A 16,662-nucleotide genomic window follows, 5' to 3' on the forward strand; every position below is an offset into this window, starting at 1 on the left:
ATGTAATTACGAGCAAATAAGCTCTTAAATCAGGTCAAATCGTTTAATACATATAATAAATGCAAAAAAAAGCGTCCAAACGGACGCTTTAATTGAAATATGTTGCTTTATTCACCTTTAAGGCGACGGTCTAATTGATCTTTTAAGTTAGCCGGTACACCTTTAATTAATAAGGTGTCAGAAATAGGATCGTAGATAACGCGCTCACCTAAATGACCACCATCAAAACTTAATGTTACACCGCCACCAGTGCCTGAAAACTTTTTCAGTGTACGTAAACTGGCTTTATCAGCAGGAAACTCTTCATCTAACTCGTAAGTGCCGCCACATGCAAAATCATAAAACGAGTCCATGCCAGAGTCAGCTAATTCGTCAGCCAAATCTTTCACTTCAATATCAGCGCCTTCGTCAGCACGTTCAGTACAGTAATCAAATACTTTGTCACGGCACTGCTGACGTTCATCTTTAGTCAACTCGCTGCTAGCTACAAAGTCTTCAACAGCGTGCATTAAGGTTTTGTTTTGCGCTTTGGTATTTACACCTTCTACGCAGCCCATAAAGTCTAAAAAGAAATCGGCTACTTTGCGGCCAGCACGTCCTCGAACAAACGAGATATATTTGCGAGACTCTTTATCAGCTTGCCACTCAGTTAAGTCGATACGAGCAGCTAATTGAACATTAGTTAAGTCCAAATGATTATTCTGCGATAGCTCCATGTCATCAAGTACCGTCATTGACGGTTTAGCATTCAGTAACGCCACAAATAAATAATCACTGGTCATGCTGGTATAACAAGACATCAATAAAAATCCGCCTTGGCTGAAGTCGTACTTAGCTAGTTCTTCTTGTAGCAACTTACTGGCAGCACTACTGAATTCAACAAAACCTAACTCGCCACTACGATATTCGTTTAATGCGTTAGAAAAAGCCGGGTTTGCTTCGCCATCTTCACCATGAGTTCCAAAAAAGCCAAAGCCTTTACCCGCTTTTCCAGTATAAGTTTGGTGTAATTCTTCCAACATAGACTCTACAGCATTGCTGTTTAATAGCGGCTGCGGTCTAAGACGACAACTTAACTGTCCCTGACTGTCTTGGGAAATTTCGTGGATAATTGCTTGTTCGATATTGATGCTCATAAGCCCTAACTGATCTCTATTGATGGAAGCGAAATAGCGTTCGATATCATAACAGACCGAGTTAAAAAGTCTCAAAAAATCTTATCGAAAACGTGCAATAACAAATCAAATAAACTTAAGAAATGTCAGCTAAACCTGCAGAGAAGAATGTGACATAAAAGTAGGATAAACCGCTAAATATTGATGTATTTTTAGCCATTAGAAACTTGCAGCAACCACGCATTAAATCCGATATAATAGCCGGCTAATTCATTACTTTTTGAACTTTTCTGATTATGGCTATCCAATCTAAATATACCAACACTCAAGTTGAAGCATTAATAACTGAGCTTTTAGCAGTATTAAACAAGCATCAGGCACCAACTGATTTAAGCCTGATGGTATTAGGCAACTGTGTTTCACACTTACTTGAAAACAAAGTACCGAGTGAATCTCGTCAAGCTGTTGCTGAACAATTCGCAAAAGCGTTAGCACAATCAGTTAAAGCTGACTAAGACATACTAAAGTCATTTAAATTGTTCAAAGGTATGCTATTTTTATATTTTACTTTTGACACAATTATTTTGATTCCAGATAGGATTAGGAAAACGATACCGCATGGTTGAGCGTAAAAAACAAATGACTCGTGACAAAGTGTCGCGTCTTGTTAACTGGGGCCACTGGTTTGCCTTCTTTAATGGTTTTTTAGCCATGATTGTAGGCGCTCGCTATTTAAGCAGTGTCGGTTACCCTGAAACCATTATTGGCTGGGGCTACCTTGCTATCAGCACTATTGGTCACTTCAGTTTTTTAGCCTTTATTGTTTATGTCGTATTTCTTTTTCCTGTCACGTTGTTGTTGCCTTACTCAAAAATATTAAGAGGCTATGCAGCGCTAGTTGCCACGTTAGGTTTGTGTATCTTACTGTATGACACCATTGTTTATGACGATTACGGTATTCACTTAAGTCCATTTGCGTTTGACCTTGCTTGGACAGATCTTAATGCCCTGCTTAAAAGCACATCTTATATAGCGACACCGACTGCGATTATTTTAATCGAGCTTACTGCTGCTAACTTTATTTGGAAAAGAATAGAGAAATTAGAGAAGAAGCAGCTCGGTAATAAAGCGATTGCTTTCGTGGGTATTTGTTTTATCAGCAGTCATTTAGTTCATATTTGGGCTGATGCATCTGATGTAACCCAAATCACCCGCTTTGATGATACCTATCCGCTGTCTTATCCTGCAACAGCCCGCTCTTTCATGGAAAGCCACGGTATTGAAGGCACAAACAGCGATGACAAACGTTATCAAACAAAAGCAAGAAAACTAAGTTACCCAGTTGCTCCACTAGAATGTAAAGCGCCTGTTAAATTATATGATCAAGCTAATGTGCTAATCATCTCTGTTGATGGTTTAAGAGCAGATATGGTCAATGAACTCACCATGCCTTTCTTAACACAGTATCAAGCTGACAATAAGCAATTTGCTGAGCACTACAGCGGCGGTAACCAATTCAAAACGGGTATGTTTGCTTTATTTTACGGTTTGCAAGGCAACTATGGGGATAGAAAAGAGTTTTATCACACCGCGCCTATCATGACTGCCGCAATGGCTAATGCGGGTTACCAACAAGCTATTTTTCTACCTGAAGAAAACCAACACGTGTTCGAGGGGCGTTCAATATTTGATGGCCTGACTATTTTTACCAATCACAGTGAAGCAAGCAGCGCACAAACTGACATGAAAAATGTGCAACAGTTTATCGACTGGAGTGCAGAGCAACAATCACATTGGTTCTCGTTAGTTAACCTATCTGCACCGAAACATTACGATACCCCTATTGGCTTTTTAGGTATTGAGACAGTTAAGCCACATATTGATTTAAAGCCTGCACAAAGGGTGCTTTACAACCAGTATCGTCAGTCACTTTACTTCATTGATCAGCAGTTACAGCAAGTTGTAGGTGCTCTTAGCGATGATACCGTTGTCATGATTACCGGTACCCATGGCCAAGTATTTAATAGTAATACTTCTGAAGTGAGTCAAAACTTGTCACCGGGTAATGTCCAAGTGCCTTTTGTCATGCATTGGCCAAAAGCGGCTGCAGATACTGTAACTTACCGTACAAGCCATTATGGCGTTGTACCTACTGTGATGAGCCACATACTCCATTGTGATAATCCAATCACAGATTACAGCTCAGGTTACAGCTTATTGCAGCCTAGCGAGCAAAGCTGGGTTTATATTGGTGACAGTCGCACATTTGCTATTTACCAAAGTGAAGAAATAACCGTATTAGACCGCCATGGTAAATATCGTATTTATGATATTGAGTATCAAAAAAGGCTCAAGCATAAATTAAGTGCGCCAGAACTGATTCAAGTGATGCGCGAAGGACGAAGGCTTTATAATCAGTAAAACTGCATAAACGTATAAATTACAATCAATTGATGGTGTTTTTCAGTAAAGCTATTGCCTGAAAAATACCTTATTGATAGTCTATGCAGCGTAAGATTTTAATCGGGATATGGCCTAGTCCGGTAAGGCGCTTGTCTGGGGGACAAGAGATCACAGGTTCAAATCCTGTTATCCCGACCAATTCTTATTACTCTTCAAGTATTTTGTATTTCACAAAACTCTTTTTAGCTCAATAACGACTACTCCCCCATATAATCCGTAGCCCTATTCGAGATTTACTATTCAACTTCTATCTTTCGACTTCTACCATTCCACTTTTACCTTTCGAACAGCAATTTAACCGTATTACAAATCGTCACTTTTTGACCTCTGTCACTTAATTCAATGTCCAAAGTAGACTTCTGTGAGTGATGTAATAGAACCTTCATATTCTAATAAGCTATATTGCTGCATTCAAAATGCATGAATGACAGCTGATTAGTGAGGAACATGGCAATGTGGTGGCGAATTATTCTAATTTCTTTGGCTTATTTACTTTTAGGTGCACACTTTTTACGATTCGGCCAAATGCCACTGGCAATCACTTGCGTGATGCTTCCAATACTATTACTGCTTAAAAATAACCTGATTACTCGACTCATCCAGCTAGGACTTGTCATTGCGACAGTGATGGTTTGGGGAATATCGACCTACCAGTATATTGACCTTAGAATGACTATGCATGAACCTTGGTATTTATTGGCAATCATCATGGGTAGTGTTATTAGCTTCAGTTTATTCGCAAGTTACTGCATCAACGGTTTGGTCAATCCACCTAGAGATAAGAATTGCTTATTTAGATAATCAGATTATGAAAAAAGTAACGTATAAAAAGCCGAGCTGAACTCGGCTTTTTTGTGTTTTTTCTACAAGAATAAAATACTGAACTGTAGTTAACTTATGCCTAGAAAAGCATTCACAATACTGAAGTAAATCAGCATACCGGATATATCAACGATTGATGCCAGTAACGGACTAACAAGTACTGCAGGATCCAGCTTACAAGCTCTTGCAATAATGGGTAATACCCCGCCTAAAGTGGTTGAAATTGTAATTTGAATAAACAACGCAACCGCTATCGCGCAGGCGATGAGTTCTAGGTCAAAGCCACCTGTCGACATACCATCACTGAAAAGCATCACCCTTGCCACAATAACCAATGCAATCACCGCACCAATGACCAAGGCAACCCTGCTTTCTTTCCATAATACTGACAACCACTGACGTTTTTTAAGCTCTCCAGTGGCCAAAGCTCTAATCACTAAAGTCGCAGCCTGAGCCCCTGTGTTACCGCCTGCGGCAGCAATCACAGGCATATAGATAGCCAATAGCATTAATTGACTAAGCGTATCTTCATAACTGGCAATAATTAAACCTGAAACAATGCCTAACAAAGCCAGACCGATTATCCAGCCTATTCTTTGTTGCACATGTGCAAAAACCCCCGTATTTAAATAGCCTTTATGGGGCTCAACTTCTGAAAGAATGATGCCTAACTGATGCGCATAATGTCTTGCTCTAACATCCTCGCCAATAATATCTAATTCAGCGATTAATTTTTGAACATGAATAACTGAACACTCACCCAGCATATTGACTGCATCTTCAATAGGCATTGAAGTTAATAATGCAACTTGTTCGTCTTGAGTGAGTTGGTTGAATTCTTTTTTGATTCGGCTGGACTCATCATTCGTTTCTGGAGTTGAATCATAAGCTAAAGCTTTATTTATAAGCTTCATGGAATATCTCTCTATCTTGCAAAGCTTAACCAACCAGATTTAAAGCGGCAGGTCTTATTTATCAGCCACTTTTAAATAAGTATGCTAATCATTTTTAAATACAAAAGTATTGTGGAGTTGAGTAGAGAATTGGGAGAAAAAATAAAAACTAAGTAGTGAAGTACAATCATAGCCACTGCTGGACTAGACATTCATTGACAGACCGACTGTAGGTTATTTTTCTCCCTTTCTACTAGGAGGATAATCGGTCGTTTTCATTGTTGTTTCCAAATAAGACTGGTTATTCCAGCGGCGCGCAATATATCAAAGGCTTACATAATTGGACAAGAAGACTAATTGAAAAAAAAGCAAAAATAACAAAGCTATGACACAAAATTAAAATCAATAAACACAAGCGCTTTAGCCAAGCGCTTATTAATAACAAAAGATAAATTAACGTATCAACGTAAGTAAAACACACTCCCTACGCCTCGATTAGTAAGAGTTAACAGCTACTTTGATTTAAAAATCCATTGCTTGATGGCCTTTCTTCTGTACCAAAGTAACAAAGCAAACACGCCAATATAAATGCTCGGTTCAATGATTTCTGACTTTACCGACCAATAAAAATGAATGGGTGCTAACAATGCCATGACATAAACCCAATTATGTAATGACTGCCAACCTTTACCCATCTTACGTTTTAGTGCTTGAAAAGAAGTTAATGCTAATAAGCTGGCAATAATAAAACAGGCAGCGCCAACTAAAATATACGGCCGCTTAATTATCTCTTCAAATAAGAAGCCCCAAGCAAACAGCAAATCTAAACTGATAAATGCCGCGATGTGCAAACTCGCGTATGCAAATACATACAAACCCACTAGTCTTCTTGTTTGCAGTAATAAGCCTTGTTTAAATCTTTTTGCTATAGGTGATATAAGCAGTGTCACCACTAAAGCGTTAATCGCGCCCATACCCGTATAATGAATAATGTACTGTACAGGATCGCCGCCGGCATTATCAGTTAACACCATTACGACTAAGTATATAATCGGGCTTAAAAAGCTTAAATGTAATAAGCCTTTTAGCCAGAATAAACCTCTAGGTGTTAGGCGCTTCAATAGTACTTCCTTAAATCTAGATTTTTATATAAGTCTGCCACTTGCTCGCCATAACCATTAAACATTTGTGTTGGGATACGTTTTGCAGAGAATAACCCGCCCTCACCGATGCTACGTTCTGACGCCTGTGACCATCTCGGATGATCCACTTGCGGATTTACATTGGCATAAAATCCATATTCATGTGGCGCCAATTGATTCCAACTGGTTGGCGGCTGCTTATCAGTTACTCGAATTTTGACTACCGACTTGATACTTTTAAAGCCATATTTCCACGGTAAAACCAGTCTAATTGGCGCACCATTTTGCGGTGGTAAGGTTTTACCATATAGGCCAACAGCTAAAAACGGTAATTCATTCATCGCCTCGTCAATGGTTAACCCTTCAACATAGGGGTAATGAATACCACCGCCCATTAAACGATTCTTTTGTCCAGGCATTTGGTCAGGATCAAACAAGGTTTCAAAAGCAACATGAGTGGCTTTATTGGACACGCCAGCCATTTTTAATAGCTCAGCTAATGAGAAACCAACCCAAGGCACAACCATCGACCACGCTTCAACACAGCGTAACCGATAAATACGTTCTTCAAGGTCAAACTTGGTGGTTAACTCGTTCAAATCTAAAGTTAAAGGTTTATCAACCAAGCCTTCAATTCTTAGCTCCCAAGGGTTAACTTGAAACTGTTGGGCATTTTCAAATGGATCTTGTTTACTGGTACCAAATTCATAAAAGTTATTATGACGGGTAATTTTATCTTCTGGAGTTAAGCGGTCAGCTATTTGAAATTGGGTAGGTTTACTGTAATCAAGACCCTGAACGGCAAAAGGAGGCTTTTCTTCACCACCAAACAAATCAAACAGCCCAGCTTGTACTTGACCAGGTAAACTTGCACCCAAAGCGCCAAGTCCCAATGCTTTAATAATATTACGTCTGTCACTAAACACACTTTCTGGAGTGACTTCATTTTCTTTAAGGGACCAAGAAGGCGTATTGCCAATTCCTTTCGTAAACCCTTTTTTTGACACCATAAATCACCCCTTGTCGTTCACTTAGAAACAGATTAATCATCTTCGATAACTATAAGACAGTTCAATACGAAAATATATTTCAAATAGTTTAGGGACTTTTGATCTTTCATGGATATTTTTGCAGCGAATTGTTGACCACTTATGCAAGGCAGAGGATTTGTGGTGTAGTTATTCTACATAAAAAACCGATAACGCTGGAGAAGTGATCAACAAACGCTGCCCGTAGGGTTCGATTATAAACACTTTACTCTTTGTTGAATGCTGCTTTTTAAATAAAGAGTTGCTTAGATGACTATTTGCTCATATGGACTAGGCGGCAATCCACTCGCCTCGATTAAAGTGTTTTTACTTCGAACAACATCTAAACAGCAAAGTTCAACAGTCCCTAGCTTTTTTATTGTTTTGAGTTTATTAATTAAGCGCTTAAGTATGAAATAGCCTGCTACTCCCTTGCGCCAACATTAACGGCATGAGAATCTTAACCATCATTTTCAGTTGGTCGAAATCATGACACTTCCCACTTCTTTATCCATCGCCGAAATCATTGCATTATCTGCTGCCGCTTTTTTAGGTTTACTCATTGGTGCCTTACTTAATCAACGTTTAACCCGCCAACGATGGGAACAACATCGAGATAAAATCGCCGCTGAAATGAACCAGCTTCAAGCTGATTTAGAGATTAAACAACAGCTTTTACAGCAACAAATCGATGAAAAAGAAAATGCATTGCATCAGGCTCGAGAAAGGTCTGAAATACTAATTGCTCAGTTATCTAAATTAGAAGCACAAGCAGAACGTGTGCCGCAGCTTGAACAAACGTTAGCTGATGGCCAACGAAAGTTCATGGAAACCCAATTGGCACTCTCTAAATCCAATGCTATGCAGCAAAGCATTCAAACCCAAGCCAATACTGAAAAAGCGGCGCTTAACGACAAAATTGCCCTACTAGAAAGCGCAGAAGAAAGATTAAAGCTGCAATTTGAAAACCTTGCGAACCGCATTTTCGAAGAACGCAGCGAAAACTTTAAACAACAAAACGTCACTCAAATTGATGGCGTTCTTGGCCCCCTTAAACAGCAACTTGAAGGTTTCAGGCAGCAAATCCGTGAATCCTATACTCAGGAACAAACGGAGCGAAGCGCACTTAAGCATCAGCTTGATCATTTAAAAGACCTCAACCTTAAAATGAGTCAAGATGCGATTAACCTGACCAAAGCGCTAAAAGGTGATAACAAGCAACAAGGTAATTGGGGCGAAGTCATTCTAGAGCGTGTATTACAAGAAAGTGGTCTACGTGAGGGCCATGAGTACGATACCCAGCAAGATTTAAAAGATGAACAAGGTAAACGCTTTAAGCCCGATGTCATTGTTCACCTACCTGAACAAAAAGATGTGGTTATCGATGCCAAAATGTCACTGGTTGCCTACGAACGTTTCTTTAATAGTGAAGATGAAATCGTTCAACAGCAAGCAATTAAAGAGTTAGCTCTCTCAATTCGTCAACATATAAAAGGCTTAAGTCAAAAAGATTATCATAAGCTTCATGGCCTTAAGAGCCTTGATTATGTGCTGATGTTTATCCCTATTGAGCCAGCGTTTTTATTAGCACTAGAATCTGATCCTTCACTGGTAAGCTTCGCATTAGATCATAATATTATGCTCGTTAGTCCAACAAATTTACTGGTTGCACTGCGTACCATTAATAATATCTGGCGCTACGAATATCAAAACCAAAATGCACAAAGCATCGCTGCACAAGCCGCTAAAATTTACGACAAATTATGTGGTTATGTTGAAGATATGGATAAATTAGGCCGCGCCTTAGAAACTGCAGATAAAACTTATCAGCAAGCGATGAGTAAATTGTCACAAGGCAAAGGTAACCTTATAAGACAAGCTCACATCATGCAAAAATTAGGGGTGGAAACCAGTAAAAACTTGGACCCACAACTAATCCATAAAGCCTTAGATGACTCAAAAGAGAGCTAAGCCTTAACTTAAGCATTGAGCATTGAGCAGCTTTATAAAAGATTTAAGCAAATTTAACGAACCACCAATGGCTATTTGCACTATTATTTGGTTGAGCAAATTTATTGAGCTTTTTAAAATTGAATTGGTGAGTTAAAACATTAGATACAATAACAACCCTACAGAGCATGTTTAAATAAGAGTTCGGTCTATAGATTGAACTCTAGTTAAGTTTTCGCAACGAAGTCGTACTGAGGCGGAGGTCTCATTATTATGCGTAACATGATGTATTTTTCATTTGTCATTGCCGCCCTGCTTTTATTGCAGGGCTTTAGTCACTGCGTCAGTGCTAAAGAAGCAAACTACAGCGCTGAACAGCAACTTTATTTAGATGCCCGTCAAGCGTTAGACAAAAAGCAAATGAAAACCTATCAACAATTACGCACTAAACTCGGTGAGTATCCGCTGAACGTTTATCTCGATTACCATGAAAAATCTGCCAGTATTTTGAAACTCAATGGCGAACAAGCTCACCAAGCTATTGAAGCATTTAACGCTACGCCCTTATATAACAACTTACGCTATCGCTATTTGAAAAATGCCGGAAGCCGCAAACAATGGCAAAACTTTCTCGCCATCTCCCCTGACACGCCCAATGATACCGCGCTGCAATGTTATTACTTCAGAGCACAACTGTCCCAAGGAAATAACAAAGTCGCCTTTGCTGGCGCAGAAAGATTATGGCTATACGGCCGCTCTCGTCCAAAAGAGTGCGACGTATTGTTCAGTGAGTGGGCTAAAGCAGGTAAACGCAGTCAAGCGCTCATTTGGTCGCGGATGCTATTAAGTTTTAACGAAAGTCAGTATGGGCTGACTCAATACCTAGCAAGAAAAATTACCAAAAATAGAGCTGAAGCTGATTTACTGATATCCGTTTACCGCGATCCAAATAGTTTACGTCATACCCGTAAATTTTCTTCTAAGTCGCCAATGGTGGCTGATATCGTTACCGTTGGGCTACGAAAACTAGCCCGGAAGGACTTAAAGCAAGCGGTTAAACTTTACAAAAAATATGATAAAGCAAATCGATTCAATGCCATTAAAGGGCAACAATTAAACCGCTATATTGTTCGCCGTGCACTAATTTATAAAGAAGCTGACTTACTCGAACATATCGACGCCAGTTTACCCATTTTAGATTCAGATGACTTATTTCAAATCAGGCTGCGCTGGGCGATTAGCGAGCAAGATACCGCATCCATAAAACGCTATCTTGCCCTGTTAAGTGATGATGTCATTGACGACTCACGCTGGCAGTATTGGCAAGCGCGCTATTTAGATGAACACGGGGAAAATGAAGCAGACAAACTTCAGTCTAAGCAAATTTCAACACAGCTTAGCCAAGCTCGTAACTTTTACGGCTTTCATACCGCACAAACCATTAAAGCGCCGTTAGCGATGAATGATGATAATTTGCAGTCATCACCGCAGCTTGCCGCCAGATTAAATGACGACTCTGCTATGGCAAGGATTGTAGAATTAATTGCCATGGATAAAACTCGAGATGCCCGCAATGAGTGGGTACATATGCTTCGTAGGCAATCAAATCCGATGCGGGCTGAATATGGCTTGTATGCCCTTAAACAGGGGTGGTTTGATTACAGCGTTGAAGCCAGTATTCAAGCTAAACAGTGGAATAGCTTAAAGCTACGCTTTCCGCCAGCGGCGCAAACAGAGTTTGAAAAAGCCAGTAAAAAGTACAAAGTCAATATTGATGAAGTGCGCGCAATCGCAAGACGTGAAAGCGCATTTTATCCTTATGCCACATCCGGTGTTGGCGCCCGTGGTTTAATGCAATTAATGCCTGCGACAGCAAAAGAAACCGCCCGCAAAAATAAACTCAAATTCAAACGCAAAACAGACTTATACCAAGTGGAATACAACATTCAACTTGGTAGTGCCTACTATGCAGAACTTTTAAAGCAATTCGATAATAACCGTGTGCTAGCCTCAGCAGCTTATAACGCTGGGCCTCATCGAGTTAAACGCTGGCTAAAAGAGTCGGACGGTAAATTAGATGTCATGAGCTTTATCGAAACCATTCCATACAAAGAAACACGAGAATATGTGCAGGCAGTGCTGAGCTACCGTTTGATTTACCAACAATCCAATAGCTCAGATGCCAGTATGTTTAGCCCTCAAGAGCTGAGTTTTTTATATTAAAACAGCAGTTAACAATGTCTTGAGCATTTAATAAACTTTTACAGCTTAATGTCGTTAAGTGCTTTCCTTCTAATTAATGACAAGGTAACGTTATAGTTTCGGTGTATTTGTTAACAAACATCACTTTTAATTTGTTAACTAACGGAGTCCTGAGTGCCAGCGTCAAAACTAAAACAATTATTATCGCAATTAGAAAGTGTGTTACTAGGTAAGCCTGAGCAAATTAAACTGGCTGTGGCCTGCATTTTGGCTAAAGGCCATTTATTAATTGAAGATTTACCGGGGATGGGGAAAACCAGTTTATCCCAAGCGCTCGCCACTTCTTTAGGCATGAGTTATCAACGGATCCAATTCACCAGTGATATGCTACCTGCCGACATTCTCGGTGTGTCGATTTATCAGCAGGAACAGCAACAATTTACTTTTCACCCGGGGCCCATTTTTAATCAAATGCTGTTAGCAGATGAAATTAACCGTGCTAGCCCTAAAACCCAAAGCGCACTGCTCGAAGCCATGGCTGAGCGCCAAATCACCTTAGATGGCACCACTCACCCATTACCAAAACCTTTCTTTGTTATTGCAACGCAAAACCCTATTGAGCAATCGGGGACGTTTCCATTACCTGAATCCCAATTAGATCGCTTTATGATGCGCATTTCTATTGGCTACCCTAATGAGCAAGCTGAACTTGAAATGCTCAAAGGTTTAACTTCACGTAGCGTAGCTGAACCACTGTCCCAATGCTTTACGCCTGATGAATTAATCAGCTTGCAAAACCAAGTTCAGAAAGTGAGCGCATCTGATGCGGTGCTCAAATACCTCATTCATTTAGCACAATTTTCTCGCCAGCAAGCTGATGGCAACGGCTTATCTCCACGCGCCAGTATTGCGCTGTTAGATGCCGCTAAATCGTGGGCGTTTATACATCATCGCAATTACGTTGTGCCTGAAGATATTCAAGCGGTATTTCACTGCGTAGCTGAACACCGTATTCGCACGAATAGTCAGTTACAAGGTCAAGCCTTGTCTGATCATATTCTTGCTAGCGTTAACCCAATTAGCTAGCGAATATGAACAAGATAGTTGAACCGCAAGCTAATTTTCAGCCAAAGCCCAAATGGTATTCACGCTTTATTCCTCAGCTAATAAAGCAACGTTGGGGTCGTTGGCTCAACAAGCGCATTCCGGCCAACAAGCAAGTCACGCTGACCCATAAGAGTATTTTCATTTTACCCAGTGGCTTTGGTATCGCATGGTTTGCACTTATTTTCGTGCTCTATCTATTTGGTACAAACTATCAAAATAACTTAGTCATAGGCTTAAGTTTATTGCTGGCAAGTGTGCTGCACACTTGTATTATCTACAGTTATAAAAACCTTGCAGGGCTAACACTTACATCTCAAACACCGCCAGAAACTTATGCCAATCAAAATATTGCCTTCCCGGTAAGTTTAACCAGCAAAATCAATAAAAATAACAGTCATACAAGCCATCAACAAATTTGCCTTAGCTTTGCTGACCAGCGGCATATTCGACTGACAGATGTTGGTGAGTCAATCCATGCAACGATCGCTTTCTCTCCACAAGTTCGTGGCACATTTAACCCAGGGCGAATTCAAGTTTCATCTAATTTTCCATTAGGTTTGTTCCGCACTTGGACTTATGTTGATTTAGATATCAATCACATCATTTATGCTGAACCGCTTAGCACTCAAGTATCTCTCACCAGTTTAGATGATGATAACAGCACAGAGTTTGACCACGGCAAGTTACAGCCTGGAGTAGACGATTACAAAGGCTTAAAAACCTATGTTGAAGGTGAGTCATTAAAACAGGTGGCATGGAAACAGTGGGCCCAAGGCCGCGGCATGCTAACCAAAGAGTTTGCGCAGCCAGAGGGTAAACCCGTGTGGTTAAGCCTAGATGACACTCAAGGAAATAGCCTTGAGCAAAAACTCAGCAAACTCGCTTGGCAAGTCAATGCCTTATCTCAAGGGCAGCAAGTATTTGGTTTAGCCCTTAACCAGCACATTATTGAACAAGACAGCGGTGAAGCGCACCGTAAACAATGCCAACAACTCATTGCACTATTCGGCAAAACTAATAAATTAAACAATAAATTAGACAATGAATTAAAAAATGGGAGTGCTGATGAAAACAAATAAAGCAGCACTCAAAAATACCAGTTTAACTGATTCGTTTAACGATAATTTTAACGAAAACATTGGTCGTAATACCCTGTTTTGGCTATTGTTAACCAATGTATTAGTATTATCGCCACTTTATCAAGATGCCACGTTATGGAGTATTGGTATCTGCGCCATTTGTTTTGTTTGGCGAGTGGGTATTTATTTAGGCAAAGTCGCCGCCCCGCCAAAGCTATTAGTTACCAGCCTTGCCATTGGTGCCGCAGCCACTTTAGCTTTAGTGTCTAAAGAAATTGGTATGCTCAACGCACTAGTCAATTTACTACTGCTTGGCTACGCGCTTAAATACATTGAAATGCGTCAAATTCGCGATGTAAAAGTTGTGGTGTTAGTAGGCTATTTTCTCATTGCGTTTGCGCTGCTTGAGCGGCAAAGCATCTTAGATACGCTGCATTTACTGTTTGTTTGCATTATCAACGCCTGTGTACTTATCAGCGTATATCAACATAGCAGCAGGAAAGTTAATTTAAGCTTTGGTTTTAAATTGTTTTTACAAAGTCTGCCCTTAGCATTACTCCTGTTTGTGGTATTCCCGCGCCTCCCTCCTTTATGGCTAGCACCCAGTATGAAAAATGCTACTACAGGCTTATCTGATGAAGTTTCATTGGGAGATATCAGTAAACTCACTCGCTCGCCAAGCCTATCGTTTCGAGTCGGATTTGATAATGAAGTCAATAACACTTCAAAGTTACAACTTATTCCAAATGAGCAACTCTATTGGCGAACATTAGTGATGGAAAGCTATGACGGTCAAACTTGGAGACAATCCAACTTACGTAAAAATGAGCAGCGCAGTGCTTATGGCAACAGGCAACAAAGAAGCGAATCACAAGTAGTTGATAAAGCAGTGCCACTTAATTATCAAGTGATCACCGAACCCACTTATCAAAAATGGTTATTCGGCTTAGATCAGGCATTCTCGCAAACTGACCAAGTGAAGGAGTTGGACGATTATCGCTTGTTCTCTTTGCGTAATATTGATCAACGTTTTAGTTATCGAGTGACCTCTTATCCTAACAGTCAACTTGAAGCAAAATTACCACCACTAACCAAGCGGATTAATTTAACTCTGCCAACTAAAACCAATCCTAAAACTCAAGCACTGGCGCAGCAATTTGCCAAGGATTACCCTAATCCCGTTAATCGCATTAACGCAATGATGCGATATTTTACTGAACAACCGTATTTTTATACCTTGAGCCCACCTCCTATTGGCGGCGATCAAGTGGATGATTTCTTGTTTGAAAACAAAGCGGGTTTTTGCTCTCATTACGCGTCAGCATTAGTGTTTATGGCACGTTCAAGTGGCATACCTGCTCGAATGGTTGCAGGATATCAAGGCGGTGAATACAACCCTAAAGCGGGTTATTACAGTATTTATCAGTACATGGCTCATGCATGGACCGAAGTCTGGTTTGAAGGACAAGGCTGGGTACGTTTTGATCCAACGGCTATGATAGCGCCAGAGCGAATATTAGATGGTTTTGATGCCATGTTTACTGGCCAAGATAGCTATTTACAAGACAGCCCATTTACCAGTTTACGATTAAAAGAAATCCCTTGGCTTAATGATATCCGACTGCAACTAGCCAGTTTGGATTTTTACTGGAGCGTCTGGGTACTTGGCTTTGATGGAGAGCGCCAGCAACAAGTGCTCAGTGAATTACTTGGTGATGTTAATACCAGTAAAATGATCATCTTAATGATTATCAGCTTTAGCCTTATTGCTTTAGTGATTGCCTATTATGCGGGTGTGTTTAACTTAAGCCCCAAACAAGATCCAATCATCAAACGTTATAACCTTATATGCACTAAATTAGCTAAAAAAGGTTACCCACGAGAAACCATGCCACCACAAGCGTTCGCCAGCTTTATTGAACAAGCCTTAATTGACAAACCTCAAGTCATCGCTGACTTTAACAAGCTGACAGAACACTTTATTGCACTGCAATACCAGCAGTTGAGTGATAAGCAGGCTCAGCAACATCAAATCTTGTTTAAGCGCTATTTTAGGAAAGTGAAAATGGGGTTGTAGGCTTGGTATGAACCTCAGCCACTAAAGCCTCATTCAGTTGAGGCTCAAGTGCCCTCTTCTATAAAGCACTCTTCACATTAACACTTTGATATCAACAGTTTATTTTTCACCTAAACCTTTGCATGCCTTTACTTCAATAAGATATCAAGTGTATGATTTATTTAAATAACTTATATAGGATGAGTTATTTATCAAGCTGTTTGCCCATAAGGACATGAAATGAAGAAAATATTAATATTACCCCTGCTTTTTATTGCATTAACCGTACCTGTAATGGCCGAAGATTCGGCAATCGACAAAATGTTCAAAGTGATGAATATGGACACACAGATGAATGGCGGCTTCGAAGCTATGCTCCCTGTCATCGACCAAATGTCTGCTCAATTTCAATTAAATGATGAAGGCAAAGCAGAACTTAAAGAAATCTTCCGAGCTTGGTTTAACGAAGATATTGATCGCACTAAAATCATCAATGAAATTAAAGCACTATATTCAGACTCTTTCACAGATGAAGAGCTCAACGCAGTAACTGAATTTTACCAAACCCCTGTTGGTCAAAAGTTCTTAGCAAAATCCCCACAATTAATGCAAATGGGCGCTCAAATAGGTATGCAAGAAGCACAATCTAAACAAGCTCAGCTTATGGAACGTGTGCAGCCATTTCTTGAAAAACACGGTGTAAATCATTAACCAAATATTTGGTTCGTTAATTACATACAGATAAAGATTAACGTCGTGGCGCTTCGCCCACACCAGACGAAAGGGAAACAACAGCATTTCCCTT

At 40.1% G+C, this 16,662-nt stretch carries 13 protein-coding genes and 1 tRNA gene; 10 read left to right on the forward strand and 4 right to left on the reverse strand.

Annotation, left to right across the window (positions count from 1 at the left end; genetic code table 11):
• Window positions 1–107: 107 nt before the first annotated feature.
• Window positions 108–1,136 (reverse strand): nucleoid-associated protein YejK, encoded by a 1,029-nt coding sequence (yejK, locus tag AC0L4E_RS10895; RefSeq protein WP_473679194.1) that lies wholly within the window; start codon window positions 1,134–1,136, stop codon window positions 108–110.
• Between the two features lie 275 nt (window positions 1,137–1,411).
• Between yejK and AC0L4E_RS10900 the strand changes: the two genes are divergently transcribed.
• The 4 genes from AC0L4E_RS10900 (at window position 1,412) to AC0L4E_RS10915 (ending at window position 4,379) form a co-directional block, all read left to right on the forward strand.
• Window positions 1,412–1,630 carry a YejL family protein gene (locus AC0L4E_RS10900; protein ID WP_102528342.1) on the forward strand — a complete coding sequence of 73 codons (219 nt, stop codon included), beginning with the start codon at window positions 1,412–1,414 and terminating at the stop codon, window positions 1,628–1,630.
• Window positions 1,631–1,733: 103 nt separating this feature from the next.
• Window positions 1,734–3,536, forward strand: coding sequence for a DUF3413 domain-containing protein (locus AC0L4E_RS10905; RefSeq protein WP_473679195.1), 1,803 nt, complete (start codon window positions 1,734–1,736; stop codon window positions 3,534–3,536).
• 103 nt (window positions 3,537–3,639) lie between these two features.
• Window positions 3,640–3,716: transfer RNA gene (locus tag AC0L4E_RS10910), tRNA-Pro, on the forward strand.
• Between the two features lie 315 nt (window positions 3,717–4,031).
• Window positions 4,032–4,379, forward strand: coding sequence for a hypothetical protein (locus tag AC0L4E_RS10915; RefSeq protein ID WP_473679196.1), 348 nt, complete (start codon window positions 4,032–4,034; stop codon window positions 4,377–4,379).
• Between the two features lie 89 nt (window positions 4,380–4,468).
• Here AC0L4E_RS10915 and AC0L4E_RS10920 read toward each other — a convergent pair whose 3' ends face one another.
• The 3 genes from AC0L4E_RS10920 to msrP all read right to left on the reverse strand — a co-directional run bounded on the left by AC0L4E_RS10920 (window position 4,469) and on the right by msrP (window position 7,445).
• Window positions 4,469–5,314 (reverse strand): magnesium transporter, encoded by an 846-nt coding sequence (locus AC0L4E_RS10920; RefSeq protein WP_473679197.1) that lies wholly within the window; start codon window positions 5,312–5,314, stop codon window positions 4,469–4,471.
• Window positions 5,315–5,805: 491 nt separating this feature from the next.
• The gene (gene msrQ / locus AC0L4E_RS10925) at window positions 5,806–6,414 is read right to left on the reverse strand and encodes a protein-methionine-sulfoxide reductase heme-binding subunit MsrQ (RefSeq protein WP_473679198.1); all 609 of its coding nucleotides are present in this window, start codon (window positions 6,412–6,414) and stop codon (window positions 5,806–5,808) included.
• Window positions 6,411–7,445 (reverse strand): protein-methionine-sulfoxide reductase catalytic subunit MsrP, encoded by a 1,035-nt coding sequence (gene msrP, locus AC0L4E_RS10930; RefSeq protein ID WP_473679199.1) that lies wholly within the window; start codon window positions 7,443–7,445, stop codon window positions 6,411–6,413. The genes msrQ and msrP overlap by 4 nt, the downstream gene beginning before the upstream one ends.
• 507 nt (window positions 7,446–7,952) lie before the next feature.
• Here msrP and rmuC point away from each other — a divergent pair.
• From rmuC to AC0L4E_RS10960, 6 genes are all read left to right on the forward strand, one after another.
• A complete protein-coding gene (rmuC, locus tag AC0L4E_RS10935) occupies window positions 7,953–9,434 on the forward strand; it encodes a DNA recombination protein RmuC (RefSeq protein WP_473679200.1) in 1,482 nt (493 codons plus the stop codon).
• A 252-nt stretch (window positions 9,435–9,686) separates the two neighbouring features.
• The gene (locus tag AC0L4E_RS10940; RefSeq protein ID WP_473679201.1) at window positions 9,687–11,636 is read left to right on the forward strand and encodes a transglycosylase SLT domain-containing protein; all 1,950 of its coding nucleotides are present in this window, start codon (window positions 9,687–9,689) and stop codon (window positions 11,634–11,636) included.
• A gap of 153 nt (window positions 11,637–11,789) precedes the next feature.
• Window positions 11,790–12,701: an AAA family ATPase gene (locus AC0L4E_RS10945; RefSeq protein WP_220754867.1), complete on the forward strand. Its 912-nt coding sequence runs from the start codon at window positions 11,790–11,792 to the stop codon at window positions 12,699–12,701.
• Window positions 12,702–12,706: 5 nt separating this feature from the next.
• Window positions 12,707–13,801, forward strand: coding sequence for a DUF58 domain-containing protein (locus AC0L4E_RS10950; protein ID WP_473679202.1), 1,095 nt, complete (start codon window positions 12,707–12,709; stop codon window positions 13,799–13,801).
• A complete protein-coding gene (locus AC0L4E_RS10955; RefSeq protein ID WP_473679203.1) occupies window positions 13,788–15,878 on the forward strand; it encodes a transglutaminase TgpA family protein in 2,091 nt (696 codons plus the stop codon). The genes AC0L4E_RS10950 and AC0L4E_RS10955 overlap by 14 nt, the downstream gene beginning before the upstream one ends.
• A gap of 219 nt (window positions 15,879–16,097) precedes the next feature.
• Complete coding sequence (locus tag AC0L4E_RS10960; RefSeq protein WP_473679204.1) at window positions 16,098–16,568, forward strand: DUF2059 domain-containing protein; 471 nt, start codon at window positions 16,098–16,100, stop codon at window positions 16,566–16,568.
• Window positions 16,569–16,662 lie beyond the last annotated feature (94 nt).

It is taken from the genome of Shewanella sp. GJ50-10, from assembly GCF_055808815.1.

What these genes read in the sequence shown, in the direction of transcription:
- AC0L4E_RS10900 (WP_102528342.1), top strand. Translation starts at nt 1,412, where the DNA reads ATGGCTATCCAATCTAAATATACCAACACTCAAGTTGAAGCATTAATA.
- AC0L4E_RS10950 (WP_473679202.1), top strand. Translation starts at nt 12,707, where the DNA reads ATGAACAAGATAGTTGAACCGCAAGCTAATTTTCAGCCAAAGCCCAAA.
- yejK (WP_473679194.1), bottom strand. Translation starts at nt 1,136, where the DNA reads ATGAGCATCAATATCGAACAAGCAATTATCCACGAAATTTCCCAAGAC.
- rmuC (WP_473679200.1), top strand. Translation starts at nt 7,953, where the DNA reads ATGACACTTCCCACTTCTTTATCCATCGCCGAAATCATTGCATTATCT.
- AC0L4E_RS10915 (WP_473679196.1), top strand. Translation starts at nt 4,032, where the DNA reads ATGTGGTGGCGAATTATTCTAATTTCTTTGGCTTATTTACTTTTAGGT.
- AC0L4E_RS10955 (WP_473679203.1), top strand. Translation starts at nt 13,788, where the DNA reads ATGAAAACAAATAAAGCAGCACTCAAAAATACCAGTTTAACTGATTCG.
- AC0L4E_RS10940 (WP_473679201.1), top strand. Translation starts at nt 9,687, where the DNA reads ATGCGTAACATGATGTATTTTTCATTTGTCATTGCCGCCCTGCTTTTA.
- AC0L4E_RS10905 (WP_473679195.1), top strand. Translation starts at nt 1,734, where the DNA reads ATGGTTGAGCGTAAAAAACAAATGACTCGTGACAAAGTGTCGCGTCTT.
- AC0L4E_RS10960 (WP_473679204.1), top strand. Translation starts at nt 16,098, where the DNA reads ATGAAGAAAATATTAATATTACCCCTGCTTTTTATTGCATTAACCGTA.
- AC0L4E_RS10920 (WP_473679197.1), bottom strand. Translation starts at nt 5,314, where the DNA reads ATGAAGCTTATAAATAAAGCTTTAGCTTATGATTCAACTCCAGAAACG.
- msrP (WP_473679199.1), bottom strand. Translation starts at nt 7,445, where the DNA reads ATGGTGTCAAAAAAAGGGTTTACGAAAGGAATTGGCAATACGCCTTCT.